This window comes from Achromobacter sp. UBA5777, assembly GCF_002418565.1.
Classification (GTDB): domain Bacteria; phylum Pseudomonadota; class Gammaproteobacteria; order Burkholderiales; family Burkholderiaceae_B; genus Achromobacter; species Achromobacter animicus.
The window spans coordinates 33,949-47,325 of the sequence record NZ_DIEJ01000155.1 but is presented as its reverse complement, the minus strand read 5'-3'; the positions used below and the strand labels follow the sequence as shown (position 1 = coordinate 47,325).

General features: G+C 65.9%; 13 protein-coding genes and 2 pseudogenes. 9 read left to right on the top strand and 6 right to left on the bottom strand.

The genetic code is table 11. From position 1 onward, the window contains the following. From B3446_RS12150 to B3446_RS12110, 9 genes and pseudogenes are all read left to right on the top strand, one after another. Positions 1 to 243: pseudogene (locus B3446_RS12150) on the top strand (electron transport complex subunit RsxB); the annotation flags it as partial. Continuing rightward, positions 240 to 826: pseudogene (locus tag B3446_RS12145) on the top strand (endonuclease III domain-containing protein). The pseudogenes B3446_RS12150 and B3446_RS12145, both read left to right, overlap by 4 nt. Before the next feature lie 352 nt (positions 827 to 1,178). Continuing rightward, positions 1,179 to 1,952 carry an ABC transporter ATP-binding protein gene (locus B3446_RS12140; protein ID WP_175122982.1) on the top strand — a complete coding sequence of 258 codons (774 nt, stop codon included), beginning with the start codon at positions 1,179 to 1,181 and terminating at the stop codon, positions 1,950 to 1,952. Beyond that, positions 1,949 to 2,659, top strand: a complete 711-nt coding sequence (locus B3446_RS12135) for an ABC transporter ATP-binding protein (protein ID WP_062840538.1) — start codon at positions 1,949 to 1,951, stop codon at positions 2,657 to 2,659. The genes B3446_RS12140 and B3446_RS12135 overlap by 4 nt, the downstream gene beginning before the upstream one ends. A gap of 64 nt (positions 2,660 to 2,723) precedes the next feature. Next, entirely contained in the window at positions 2,724 to 3,938 is a 1,215-nt protein-coding gene (locus B3446_RS12130; RefSeq protein WP_056568137.1) for an ABC transporter substrate-binding protein, read from the top strand. A 99-nt stretch (positions 3,939 to 4,037) separates the two neighbouring features. Next, positions 4,038 to 4,925, top strand: a complete 888-nt coding sequence (locus B3446_RS12125) for a branched-chain amino acid ABC transporter permease (protein WP_175122983.1) — start codon at positions 4,038 to 4,040, stop codon at positions 4,923 to 4,925. Continuing rightward, positions 4,922 to 5,905, top strand: a complete 984-nt coding sequence (locus B3446_RS12120; protein ID WP_191576770.1) for a branched-chain amino acid ABC transporter permease — start codon at positions 4,922 to 4,924, stop codon at positions 5,903 to 5,905. Before B3446_RS12125 ends, B3446_RS12120 begins: the two co-directional genes overlap by 4 nt. Before the next feature lie 112 nt (positions 5,906 to 6,017). Beyond that, on the top strand, positions 6,018 to 7,040 hold the full coding sequence (locus B3446_RS12115) for an ABC transporter substrate-binding protein (protein ID WP_291381283.1): 1,023 nt from the start codon (positions 6,018 to 6,020) through the stop codon (positions 7,038 to 7,040). Positions 7,041 to 7,128: 88 nt separating this feature from the next. Further along, a complete protein-coding gene (locus B3446_RS12110; protein WP_291381281.1) occupies positions 7,129 to 7,974 on the top strand; it encodes a branched-chain amino acid aminotransferase in 846 nt (281 codons plus the stop codon). Between the two features lie 11 nt (positions 7,975 to 7,985). Here B3446_RS12110 and B3446_RS12105 read toward each other — a convergent pair whose 3' ends face one another. Genes B3446_RS12105 through B3446_RS12080 form a run of 6 tightly spaced genes read right to left on the bottom strand, consistent with a single transcriptional unit; the run spans position 7,986 to position 13,332 of the window. Continuing rightward, positions 7,986 to 8,822: an N-acyl homoserine lactonase family protein gene (locus B3446_RS12105; RefSeq protein ID WP_291381279.1), complete on the bottom strand. Its 837-nt coding sequence runs from the start codon at positions 8,820 to 8,822 to the stop codon at positions 7,986 to 7,988. Position 8,823: 1 nt separating this feature from the next. Further along, entirely contained in the window at positions 8,824 to 9,537 is a 714-nt protein-coding gene (locus B3446_RS12100; protein WP_291381277.1) for an ABC transporter ATP-binding protein, read from the bottom strand. After that, complete coding sequence (locus tag B3446_RS12095; protein WP_291381275.1) at positions 9,524 to 10,306, bottom strand: ABC transporter ATP-binding protein; 783 nt, start codon at positions 10,304 to 10,306, stop codon at positions 9,524 to 9,526. Before B3446_RS12095 ends, B3446_RS12100 begins: the two co-directional genes overlap by 14 nt. Beyond that, complete coding sequence (locus B3446_RS12090) at positions 10,303 to 11,277, bottom strand: branched-chain amino acid ABC transporter permease (protein ID WP_291381273.1); 975 nt, start codon at positions 11,275 to 11,277, stop codon at positions 10,303 to 10,305. The genes B3446_RS12095 and B3446_RS12090 overlap by 4 nt, the downstream gene beginning before the upstream one ends. A 3-nt stretch (positions 11,278 to 11,280) precedes the next feature. After that, the gene (locus B3446_RS12085) at positions 11,281 to 12,150 is read right to left on the bottom strand and encodes a branched-chain amino acid ABC transporter permease (protein ID WP_291381271.1); all 870 of its coding nucleotides are present in this window, start codon (positions 12,148 to 12,150) and stop codon (positions 11,281 to 11,283) included. An 18-nt stretch (positions 12,151 to 12,168) separates the two neighbouring features. Then, positions 12,169 to 13,332, bottom strand: a complete 1,164-nt coding sequence (locus tag B3446_RS12080) for an ABC transporter substrate-binding protein (RefSeq protein WP_291381269.1) — start codon at positions 13,330 to 13,332, stop codon at positions 12,169 to 12,171. Between the last annotated feature and the right edge of the window lie 45 nt (positions 13,333 to 13,377).

The window sequence follows — 13,377 nt, the reverse complement described above, 5'->3', positions numbered from 1 at the left end:
CCGGCCGGCCGCGCGTGGACCAGCGAAGACGCCGCGATCAGCCGCCAGCGCCATCGCAACCACCTGGCGCGCGCCGAGCGCCTGGCCGCCGACAATGCGCGCCTGATGGCGCCCGACATCCCGGAAGCGCCCGCCCCCGCCGCGGCCGCTTCCGAAGACGCGCAAAAGGAAGACCGCAAGCGCTCCGCCATCGAATCCGCACTGGCCCGCGCCCGGGCCCGCCGCAATCCCACGCAGTCATGAACGCCGCCAAACGCCGAGAGATATTCGCCCGCCTGCATGCGGCCAACCCCACCCCCACCACCGAACTGGAATACGACACGCCGTTCCAGTTGCTGATTGCCGTGCTGCTGTCGGCGCAGGCCACGGACAAGTCGGTCAACATCGCCACGCGCAAGTTCTTTCCGCAGTACGGCACGCCGGAGGCGCTGGCGGCGCTGGGCGAGGAAGGGCTGGCCGACTACATCAAGACCATTGGCCTTTTTCGCACGAAGGCAAAAAACGCGATCGCCACCTGCAAGATCCTGATCGAGCAGCATGGCNNCGCAAGACGGCCAACGTGGTGCTCAATACCGCGTTCGGGCAAGCGGCGATGGCGGTGGACACGCACATATTCCGCGTCTCGAATCGCACCGGCATTGCGCCCGGAAAAAACGTGCTGGAAGTCGAGCTGAAACTGATGAAGTTCGTGCCGCAGGAATATCTGCTGGACGCGCATCACTGGCTGATTCTGCACGGCCGCTACGTCTGTGTGGCGCGCAAACCGAAATGCCCCCAATGCGGCATTTCCGATCTCTGCGAATTCAAGCAGAAAACCCCTGCATAAAGCATTCGGCGTCTGCACGCGGCGGCGGATTATGCGGGCGGAAAACCGGGTTTTCCCTCGCTTAATCCCGCGTGACATCTTGATGACGATCAACGCGTAATTGCTGCAACGCATTTCCTTATTGGAAAGGCTTTCTCCCCTTGCGAGCCAAGCATTGTCGGCATGCCGACAATTGCCCTTTCCGCAGTGCAAAACCTATGACAAACCCTCATGGAATTTTGATTGCGACGTCCGCATACTCGCCGGCAACTCATAAGAAAACTACGCACGAAAACAGTTTTCGAACCCTGCGGGGGCCTGACGCAATGACGTCAGGCAGAGACCATATAAATACAACGCTGGTGCAGCGAACATGGATGACACAATCCTGGAGACAAAAGGCCTCACCAAGGAGTTCCGCGGCTTCGTCGCGGTCAACGGGGTCGATTTGCGTATCAAGCGGGGCGAGATTCATGCCTTGATCGGGCCGAACGGCGCGGGCAAGACCACATGCTTCAACCTGCTGACCAAATTCCTGGCGCCCACGTCGGGCAGCATCAAGTTCAATGGCATCGACATCACCGGCGAGCGCCCCGCGCAGATTGCACGGCGCGGCATCATCCGGTCGTTCCAGATCTCGGCGGTGTTCCCGCACCTGACCGTGCTCGAGAACGTGCGGATCGGCCTGCAGCGCAAGACCGGCCTGTCCTATCACTTCTGGCAAAGCGACAAGCGCCTGGCCGCCCTGAACGAGCCCGCGCGTGCGCTGCTTGAACAGGTGGACCTGGGCGGCTTTGCCGACGAAACCACGGTCAACCTGCCGTACGGCCGCAAGCGCGCGCTCGAGATCGCCACCACGCTGGCGATGGAGCCCGAGCTGATGCTGCTGGACGAACCCACCCAGGGCATGGGCCACGAAGACGTGGACCGCGTCACGCAACTGATCAAGCGCGTGAGCGCCGGGCGCACCATCCTCATGGTGGAACACAACATGAATGTCGTGTCCTCCATCGCCAACACCATTACCGTGCTGGCGCGCGGTTCGGTGCTGGCCGAAGGTTCCTACGCCGAAGTCTCCCGCCATCCGGCCGTGATGCAGGCTTACATGGGCACGACCGACGGCGAACTTCAAGGAGCGCACGCATGAGCACCCCCGCACTCGAAATTTCGGGCCTCAACGCCTGGTACGGGGAATCGCATATCCTGCACGGCGTGGACATGCGCGTGGGACAGGGCGAAGTCGTTACGCTGCTGGGCCGCAACGGCGCCGGCCGCACCACGACGCTGCGCGCCATCCTGGGCCTGACCGGCTCGCGCAAGGGTTCGGTGCGCATCCATGGCACCGAAGCCATTGACCTGCCCACCTACAAGATCGCCCATCTGGGCGTCGGCTATTGCCCCGAGGAACGCGGCATCTTCGCCAGCCTGTCGTGCGAAGAAAACCTGCTGCTTCCGCCGGTGGTCGGCTCGCTGGGCGGCGGCATGTCGCTGGCCGAGATCTACGACATGTTCCCCAATCTGCAGGAACGCCGCAATTCCCCCGGCACGCGCCTGTCGGGCGGCGAACAGCAGATGCTCGCCGTCGCGCGCATCCTGCGCACCGGCGCCAACCTGCTGCTGCTGGACGAAATCTCCGAAGGCCTCGCGCCCGTCATCGTGCAGGCGCTGGCCCGCATGATCACCGCGCTCAAGCAGCGGGGCTACACCATCGTCATGGTGGAACAGAATTTCCGCTTCGCCGCGCCGCTGGCCGACCGCTTCTACGTCATGGAGCACGGCCAGATCGTCGAGCACTTCGAAGCTGCCGAACTTTCAGAAAAACAGGACACGCTCAACGAACTGCTGGGCGTCTAAAGCAACCTGTGTCATCCGCCGGAACCCCGGCAAACACCACACTGTAGGGAAGAGGAGTCATCCCATGAAGCTGCACACCATCACTGCTGCACTGGCCATGGCGGGCCTGGGATTCGCGGGGGCAACCGCCCACGCTCAAGGTATCTCCGACGATGTCATCCGCATCGGCTTCATCACCGACATGTCGGGCGTGTACTCCGACATCGACGGCAAGGCAGGCCTGGAAGCCGTGCGCATGGCTGTCGAAGACTTCGGCGGCACGGTCAACGGCAAGAAGATCGAAATCGTCTCCGCGGACCACCAGAACAAGGCCGACGTCGCCTCGGCACGCGCCCGCGAATGGTTCGATCAGCAGAAGGTCGACGTCATCATCGCCGGCACCAACTCGGCCACCAGCCTGGCCATGGCAGCGGTCGCCGCTGAAAAGAAGAAGCCCTTCATCGCGGTGGGCGCCGGCTCGTCCGACCTGACCAACGCGCAATGTTCGCCCTACACCGTGCACTACGCCTACGACACCGTGGCGCTGGCGCGCGGCACGGGTTCGGCAGTGGTGAAGGACGGCGGCAAGAGCTGGTTCTTCCTGACTGCCGACTACGCGTTCGGCCACGCGCTCGAGCGCGACACGATGGCGGTCGTCAAGGCCGCGGGCGGCGAAGTGAAGGGCCAGGTGCGCGCACCGCTGGGCGCCTCGGACTTCTCGTCGTTCCTGCTGCAGGCGCAATCGTCCAAGGCGCAGATCCTGGGCATGGCCAATGCCGGCGGCGACACCATCAACACGGTCAAGGCCGCCAACGAATTCGGCGTCACGCAGACCATGAAGCTGGCCGGCCTGCTGGTGTTCATCAACGACGTGCACTCGCTCGGTCTGGATGCCACCAAGGGCATGTACCTGACCGACGGCTGGTACTGGGATCAATCCGACGCCTCGCGCGCCTGGTCCAAGAAGTTCGAGTCCAAGGTCGGCCGCAAGCCGTCGATGCTGCAGGCGGGCGACTACTCGTCGGCGATGTTCTACCTGAACGCCGTCAAGGCCACCGGCTCGGATAACGGCGACGACGTGATGAAGTGGATGAAGTCGAACAAGGTGAACGACTTCTTTGCCCAAGGCGGCGTCGTGCGCGAAGACGGCCGCATGGTCCACGACATGTACCTGATGCAAGTGAAGACCCCGGCCGAATCCAAGGGCCCGTGGGACTACTACAAGGTGGTGGCGACGCTGCCTGGCGACGAGGTCTACACCAAGTTGTCCGAGTCCACGTGCAAGCTGGTCAAGAAATAAACCGGCCCCTGTGATCCCGGATGCGGTCCGGGCCGATGGCCCGGCCGCATTCCTCCTGACTAGCTCGCTTCCTTCCGTACCGCGCAGGACTTTCACAAGATGACTGACATTTTCGGCATCCCCATACAGGCCTTGTTCGGCCAGCTGTTACTGGGCCTGGTCAACGGTTCCTTCTATGCAATGCTGTCGCTCGGACTTGCCGTCATCTTCGGGCTGCTGAACGTCATCAACTTCGCCCACGGCGCCCTCTACATGCTGGGCGCCTTCGTCGCATGGATGGGGCTTTCGTACTTTGGCTTGAACTACTGGATCATGCTGATCCTGGCGCCGCTGATCGTGGGGCTGTTCGGCATCATCATTGAAAAACTGCTGCTCAAGCATCTCTACAAGCTCGACCACCTGTACGGGCTGCTGCTCACCTTCGGTCTGACGCTGCTGATCGAGGGGCTGTTCCGCAGCTTCTACGGCGTGTCGGGCCAGCCCTATCCCACGCCCGAGGCCCTGCGCGGCGCAACCAACCTGGGCTTCATGATCCTGCCGAACTATCGCGGCTGGGTCGTGGCGGCGTCGATCATCGTCTGCTTCGCCACGTGGTACGTCATTGAACGCACCCGCCTGGGCGCCCTGCTGCGCGCCGGCACCGAGAATCCGCGCCTCGTGGAGTCCTTCGGCGTGAACGTGCCGCGCATGATCACACTGACCTACGGCTTCGGCGTCGCGCTGGCGGGCTTTGCCGGCGTGCTGGCCGCGCCGGTGCTGCAGATTTCGCCGCTGATGGGCTCGAACCTCATCATCGTCGTGTTCGCGGTGGTCGTGATCGGCGGCATGGGGTCCATTTTTGGCGCCATCGTCACCGGACTGGGCCTGGGCGTGATCGAGGGCCTGACCAAGGTGTTCTGGCCCGAAGCGTCCAGCACGGTCGTCTTCATCATCATGGCCATTGTTCTGTTGATCCGCCCGGCCGGGCTGTTCGGAAAAGAAAAATGAATCGTCAATTCCTGGGCTATGCGGTCCTGGCCATCGTGGTGGCCTTGCTTCCCTTCGCCGGCGTGTATCCGATCTTCGCCATGAAGGTCATGTGCTACGCCCTCTTCGCGTGCGCGTTCAACCTGCTGCTGGGCTTCACGGGGCTGCTGTCCTTCGGCCACGCCGCGTTCCTGGGCAGCGCGGCCTACGCGGCCGGGCACAGCATGAAGGTCTGGGGCCTGCCAACCGAACTGGGGCTGCTGTTCGGCGTGGCCGTGGCGGCGCTGCTGGGGCTGGCCATGGGCGCGCTAGCCATCCGCCGCAGCGGCATCTATTTTTCGATGATCACGCTGGCGCTGTCGCAGATGGTGTTCTTCTTCTTCCTGCAGGCCAAGTTCACGGGCGGCGAGGACGGCCTGCAGAGCGTGCCGCGCGGCACCCTGCTGGGAATGATCGACCTGTCCAAGGACATCAACCTGTACTACCTGGTGATGGCCATCTTCATCATTGGCTACTTCATCATCTGGCGCACGGTGAACTCGCCCTTCGGCCAGGTGCTGCAGGCGCTGCGCGAGAACGAGCCGCGCGCGATCTCGCTGGGTTACGACGTGGACCGCTTCAAGCTGGTGGCCTTCGTGCTGTCGGCCGCGCTGGCCGGCTTGGCGGGCGCCACCAAGACGCTGGTGTTCGTCTCGGCCACGCTGTCGGACGCCACCTGGCAGATGTCCGGGCTGGTGATCCTGATGACGCTGATCGGCGGCCTGGGCACGCTGACCGGCCCCGTGCTGGGCGCGTTCATCGTGGTGCTGCTGGAGAACAAGGTGGGCGACTTCGGCCAGATGATGGCCAACCTGACCGGCGTCGAATGGTTCCTGCGTCTGGGCGAATCGGTCACGATCGTCAGCGGCCTGATCTTCGTGATCTGCGTGCTGGCCTTCCGGCGCGGCATCGTCGGCGAGCTGGGCGCCCTCTTCAACCGCCGCCGCACCGCCCGCGCCTGATCTGACGCTTCGGTGGATTGACCCTCGGGGCCGCGCACAGCGGCCCCGTTGCATTGGGACGCGCGGCAGCGCCCCGTACAATGGCAGGCACCCCACTACACAGGTGCCGACCATGCGCATCACGCATCTCGTTCCCGGCCTCGGCGCGCTCGCGCTGGCCGCCGCCCTGCTGTCCCCCGCCGCGGCCCAGGCCGCCCCCGCCGCCCCGGCTTGCGAAGTCGACCGGCCCATCCGTTTCAGTGGCCTGAACTGGGAATCCAACCTGGTGCTTGCCGGCATCGAGCGCTATGTGCTCGAACATGGCTACGGCTGCAAGACATCTGTCGAAATTGGCGAGACCCTGCCCATGCTGGCCGCGCTGCAACGCGGCGACGTCGACGTCACGCCCGAGGTCTGGCCCGGCCAGATCGAAGGCGCCTGGAAGAAGGCGCTGGCCAGCGGCAAGGTGCTGGGCGTGGGCCACGTCTATGACGCAGGCGAAGGCTGGTATGTGCCCCGCTACACCGTGGAGCGGCATCCCGAGCTCAAGTCCGCCGCCGATCTGGCGCGCTTCAAGGAAGTGTTTGCCGACCCCGAAGACCCGGGCCGCGGCCGCATCTATGGCTGCCCGGCGGGCTGGGCCTGCGGCACGCTGAACGACAACCTGCTGCGCGCCCTGAAGCTGGACAAGGATTACTCCCTGTTCGCGCCCGGCTCGGGCGCCGCGCAAAAGGCGGCGATCGTGTCGGCCTACAAGCGCAAGCGCGATATCGTCTTCTACTACTGGACGCCCACGTCGCTGGTTGGCGCGCTGGATCTGGTCAAGCTGGAACTGCCCGCGTTCGATCAGGCCGCCTACACGTGCATGACCGACCCCAAGTGCGCCAATCCCGTCGCCACGCAGTTCAAGCCCAACCCGGTCGTCACCGGCATGAATGCTGAATTCGCCAAACAGGCGCCGCGCGTGACCGAGTTCCTGACCAAGCTGACGGTGCCGGACGACGCCATCGATGCCACCCTGGGCTGGCTGGAAAACGAGGGCAAGGAACCCGAGGACGCGGCGCGTTACTTCCTCAAGCAGTACGCGCCTGTGTGGCGGCAGTGGGTGCCTGCGGATGTCGCCGACCGCGTGCAGGCAGCGCTGGCCAAGGAATAAAAGTCCCGCTCATGTATTCTGGCGATTCGGCGTTCCGGACCCGCTCCGCGCCCGATCGCCAACCCGATTCAAGCCAAGGAAAACAATCATGGATGCCTTGTTCTGGCACAACGGTCACTGGACCACTGAAAACCCCAAACTGCTCGGCCCGGCCGACCACGCCTTCTGGATGGCCAGCATGGTCTTCGACGGCGCACGCGCCTTCCGCGGCCTGACGCCCGACCTGGACCTGCATTGCCAGCGCGTCGTGCGCTCGGCGGAAAAGATGCTGATGAAGCCGCAATTGGCCTGGGAAGAAATCCAGGACCTGTGCCTGCAGGCCGTGGCGCGCTTCCCGGAAGGGTCCGAGCTCTACATCAAGCCGATGTTCTTTTGCGCCGACGGCTTCCTGCTGCCTGACGCCGATAAAACGCAATTCGTGCTGCACGTATTCAAGGTGCCGATGCCGGGCGACCAGGGCTTTTCCGCCTGCTTCTCCAGCTTTGCGCGCTCGTGGCCGAACATGGCGCCCACCGACGCCAAGGCCTCGTGCCTGTACCCCAACGGCCAACGCGCCATCCGCGAAGCCGCCGAAAGGGGCTTTGACAACGCCATCATGCTGGACGGCGCGGGCAATCTGGCCGAGTTCGCCACCAGCAACCTGTGGCTGGCCAAGGACGGCGTCGTCTCCACGCCCGTGGACAACGGCACTTTCCTGAACGGCATCACGCGTCGCCGCGTGCTGGCGCTGCTGAAGGCCGACGGCATCGAGGTGCAGGAACGCAGCCTGACCCGCGCCGACGTCGAAGCGGCCGATGAAGTGTTCTCGTCGGGCAACTACGGCAAGGTGGTGCACGTGAACCGCGTCGAGGATCGTCCGCTGGAGTACGGCCCGATCGCGCGCCGCGCGCATCAGCTTTACATGGAATACGCGGAAAGCACGCGCCGCGGCTGATCGCCGCCGGCTCAATGCCGCCGCGGCGGCAGATGCAACATCGCCACGTGGCGGGAATCTTCAAAGCGGGGATAGCGCTGCAGCACCGCCGGGTCGTGGCCCGGCACCACATGCTGGTCCGATTGCGCGGCCGCATGCAGTTTGGCGTAACCCGACAGCATCTGCACGGTGTTGTAGACGATGGGAAACGGCCGCCCCCGCTCCATGTTCTCGTAGTAGTGGCTGGCATCTGACGCCAGCACCACCCAGCCGCGCGCGGTGTGCACCCGCACCGATTGCAGCCCTTTTGTGTGGCCGCCGATCTTCAGCAGTTCGATACCCGGCAGCAGCGCCTCATCGCCGTCATGGAACACCACCCGGTCCTCGTACACGCGCCGGACCAGCGACACCACATCCTCCACCGCGTACGCGTGACGCAGCGGCTCGAAGCACATGCAGCGGCCCGTGGCGTAGTCCATCTCGTCGTCCTGCACGTGGAAGGTCGCCTCGGGCAGCAGGTCCAGGTTGCCGGCGTGGTCGTAGTGCAGATGCGTCAGCACCACGTGCTGCACATCCCCGGGCTGAACGCCCAGCGCCGCCAGCGCGCCGATCGGACAGTGGATGAGCTCGCGCTGGCGCCGGCGCGCCATGCCGGCGTTGAAGCCCGTGTCGACCAGCACCACGCGGCCCGCGCCGCGCACCAGCCACACGAAGAAATCCATGGGCATATCGCCGTCGTGGGGATCACCGCCCAGGAAGTTGTCGCGGCGCTGGCGCGCCATGCTTGCGTAGCGGACGGCGTAGATCTCGTACTCGGGTAGCGCGCCTGGCGCCGCCACAGCGCTTGCCCCATTCATCGCCGCACTCATTTCAGACTCCAAGGTAGGCCTTCTGCACGAAGGGATCCGCCAGCAACTCGGCCCCTTTGCCGCTGCGCACCACCTCCCCATGCTCGAACGCGTAGGCCTGATGCGCCAGGCGCAGCGCCAGCCGCGCGTTCTGTTCCACCAGCACGATGGCGATGCCGCTGTCGCGATTGATGCGCTGGATGGCGCCCGCGATCTCGGCCACGATCTTGGGCGCAATGCCCAGCGACGGCTCGTCCAGCATCAGCAGACGGGGTTGCGCCATCATCGCACGACCGATGGCCACCATCTGCTGTTCGCCACCCGATAGCGAGCCCGCAAGCTGCGCGCGCCGCTCCTGCACCCGCGGAAAGAGCGCGTAGATCTCGTCCAACTGCGCCCGCACGCCGGCACGCGAACCCACCGCATGCGCGCCCGCCAGCAGATTGTCCAGCACGGTCATCCGGCCGAACAGGCGCCGCCCTTCCGGCGACAGAGCCAGGCCCGCCGACACGCGCGCGGCCGACCCCAGCCGGGAAATGTCGCGCCCTTCGAAGCGCACGCGGCCGCCTGCCACCGGCGCCAGGCCGATCAACGCCTTGAGCGTGGAACTCTTGCCGGCGCCGTTCGAGCCGACCAGCGCGACGATCTCGCCCTGTTCGACGTTGAAGCTGACGCCGCGCACCGCCTCCAACTGCCCGTACCGCACATTCAGATCCTGGACTTCAAGCATGGGCATAGTCGGGCGCTCCCAGATAGGCTTCGATCACGGCGGGGTTGTCGCGGATGGCCTGCGGAGTGCCCTCGGCGATCTTCTCGCCCTGGACCAGCACGACGATGCGATGGCACAGCTCCATGACCAACGCCATGTGGTGTTCGACCAGCAGCATCGTCAGCCCCTCCTCGTCCCGCAGCCGCCGCAGCAGACGGTCAAGCTCGTTGCATTCTTCATGGTTCAGTCCGGCGGCCGGCTCGTCCAGCAGCAGCATGCGCGGCCGGCAGGCCAGCGCGACGGCGATGCCCAGTTTCTTCTGCAGGCCGTAGGCCAGCGATCCGGCCGGCGCGTCGCGCCAGGCCTGCAGATCCAGCAGCGTGAGCAGGCGATCGACCTCGCGGGCGACTTCGTCGGCCGACAGCAGGTCTTCGCTGCGGCCGGCCAGCCGCCGCAGCCACGAATGCCTGACCCGCGACAGCATGCCGCGATGGATGTTCTCGGCCACCGTCACGCCGGGATAGGTGGACGTGGACTGGAACGTGCGGGCCAGCCCATGCACGACGACACGGCTGGGCGGCGCGCCCGAGATGTCGCGGCCGTCGAATTGCACCGTGCCGGCGCTGGGCGGCATGGCGCCGCTGATGACGTTGAAGGCTGTGGTCTTGCCGGCGCCGTTCGGACCTATCAGGCCCACGATCTCGCCGCTGGCGATGGAGAACGTCAGCCCGCGCAAGGCCGCCAGCCCCCCGAAGCTGCGGGACAGGCCCGTCACCTGCAATAAAGGCTGGTTCATTGTGACTCCTTGCGGCGGCGCGCTTGCCAGGGTCCGGGCAGGCCCGCCAGGCCCGCGGGTAGAAAGCGCAGGATCAGGATCAGCGCCGCGCCGTAAAAGATGTGCTGCGTCTGGACCGCTCCGCGGAACAGTTCCGGCAGCGGCGTCAGCACCATGGCGCCGATCAGCCCGCCCCAAACCGAACGCCGGCCGCCGATGACCAGCATGATGATGAAGCTGATCGAGATGCTGGCGTTGAACGATTCCGGCGAGACATAGCCCACGTAGCGCGCCTGCAAGGCGCCGCCGGCCGCCGCCAGCGCGCAGCCGCCTACGAAGGCGCAGAGCTGGATGCGCTGCACGGACAGGCCCGTGGACTCAGCCAGCGCGGGGTTCTCGGCCACCGCGTCGATGGCATGGCCGAATGGACGCCTGGCTACGGCGGCCAGCAGCGCCACGGACCCCAGCGCCACGGCGAGCGCCAGACCGTAGAAGCTGGCACGGCTGTCGAACACCCAGCCCGCCAGTTCGGCCGGCAGGATGCCCGCGATCCCGTTGGCGCCGCCCGACCAGGACGCGCCGTCCAGCAGCGCCAGGCGAACCAGCTCGCCGAAGGCAAACGTCACCAGCACGAAGTACACGCCCTTCAGGCGCAGGATGATTGCGCCCAGCGCCAGCGCGACGGCGGCGGTGATGGCAACGCCCGCCAGCGTGGCCGGCAGAAAGCCCCAGCCCAGATGACGCGCCGCCAGCACCGAGCCGTAGGCGCCCACCGCGACGAACGCGGCGTGGCCCAGCGACAGCTGGCCGCAGCGCGCGATCAGCGCCAGGCCGTTGACGATGAGCACGTTCAGGCAGGTCAGTACGGCCAGGTGCTGCACGAATGGCCCGGCAAACCACGGCGTCACGGCGGCGGCCGCCAGGGCCAGCCACAACAGCCATTGCACGGGCGCGGGGCGCGCCATGCCGGCTTCAAGCGAAAGTACGGTCATGGCTTATGCCTCCCCCCGGCCCAGCAGCCCCTTGGGCCGCACGACCAGCATGACGATCACGATGGCGAAGATGAGCATGTCGGCGGTGCTGCTTTCGAACAGCAGGCTGCCGTAGCTTTCCGCCAGCCCCAGCGCCAGCCCCGCTACCGCGGCGCCCGGAATGCTGCCCAGTCCGCCCAGGATCACCACGATGAACGCCTTGAGCAGCGGCGTGGCGCCCACGAAGGGCGACACCGAGAATAGCGGCGCCATCAATGCGCCTGCCACGGCCGCCAGCCCCACGCCCAGGCCGAAGCCAAGCGGGTAGTAGATGCGCGAGCGAATGCCCTGGATCGCGGCGATCTCGAAGTCCTCGACCACCGCGCGCAGCGCGCGCCCGGGCCGCGAATGCTTCAGAAAGCCGTACAGCAATGCCAGCGCCAGCAGCGCGAACAGCACCACGTACACGCGCGACAGCGGCACGACCAGCTTGCCCATGCGCGCCGTGCCCTGGGCGACGGCCGGCATGGACAGCGGGTCCGGTCCGAAGAACATCAGCGCGAGGTTCTGCAGGATCATCGCCAGGCCGATGGTGGCGATCATGCCGTTCAATTCGTCGCGCCGGAACGGCTTGAGCACACCCCATTCCAGCACCGCGCCCCCGGCGACCGCCAGCGCGAAGGTGAGCGCCACGGCCGGCAGAAAGGTCAGCCCCGCCTGGGTGGTCAGGTAGTACGCGCCGAACGCGCCCAGCATGTAGAACTCGCCGTGCGCGAAATTCACCATGCGCATCACGCCGAACACCAGCGTGAAGCCCACCGCCATCAGCAGGTACAGCAGTCCCACGATCAAGCCGTTGATCGTGGCCTGCGCCAGCAGAATGCTCCAATCCACGTCGTGTCCCCCGCCGCGCTAGCGGCAACCCTCGACCGTGCAGCGGGCGCGGATGACCTCGCGGCCATCCTTCACCTCGGCCACGTAGAACGGCGCATTGAGTTGGTGATTGATGCCGTACATGGCCTGGCCGGTCCAGCTCAGCTTGCCCAGCGAGCCTTCAAAGCCGTCCAGCTTCTCGAGTTCGATGCGCACCCGCTCGGTGTTTTCCACCGTGCCCGCGCGGCGCATGGCCTCGAACAGCATGTTGGTGCCGTCATAGAACGCCGGGCTGAAGCCGTTCATCGCGTGCTTGTACTTGGCCGCGTAGCGCTTGGCGTAGGCCTGCGTGGCGGGCAGGTCCGGATCGATCGGCGTGTGGACCAGAATGCCTTCGGTCGCCTGCTTGCCCGCCACGTTGACGATCTCCTGCGTGGCCGGACCGCCCGTGCGCACGATCTTGCCCTCGAAGCCCAGTTCGCGCGCCTGCTTGACGATGAGGCCCGCCGTGGTGGGGGAATTGCCGTCCAGCTCGATGGCGTCGATGCCGCGCGCCATCATGCGGGTCAGCAGGGGCACGAAGTCGACGCGGTCGCGCTCGAAGAACTCCTTGGTGGCCAGCGCCGCGCCCGCCTTCTTGTAGGCGGCCTCCAGGTCCAGCGCGATCTGCTGGCCGGTCTCGTCGTTGGGAAACAGCGCGCCAACCTTGCGCAGGCCTTGCGCCTTGACCAGCCAGTCGATCTGCGGCTGCGAGACTTCGGCGGTCGTGACGTTGGGGCGGAAGGTGTAGGGCTTGTCGGCGGCCAGCGCCTTGGAGGTGAAGCCGAGCGTCAACAGGATGACCTTGTTCTTCTCGGTCATCGGCTGGATCGCCAGCACCGGCGCGGAGCCCACCGGACCGATCACGTAGCGCACCTTGTCCTCGAACACCAGGCGGTTCGCCACCGTGACGGCCTCGTTCGCCTGGTACTTGTCGTCATAGGCCACGACCTGCACGCGGTACTTCTTGCCGCCCACTTCCAGACCGCCCGCCTCGTTCACCTGATCGGCCGCGACCTCCGCGGCGTTCTTCATGCCCTGCCCCCAGGCGGCGCCCGCGCCGGACAGGGTGACCAGCGCGCCGAGCTTCAGCGTTTCCTGCGCGTGGGCCGGTATTGCGGCGGCCAGCGCGAAAGCGCCGGCCAGGATGATCGGATAACGCATGTTGTCTCCTGAGGATGCGGGCCCCAGCGGCCCGTCGGTAATGCC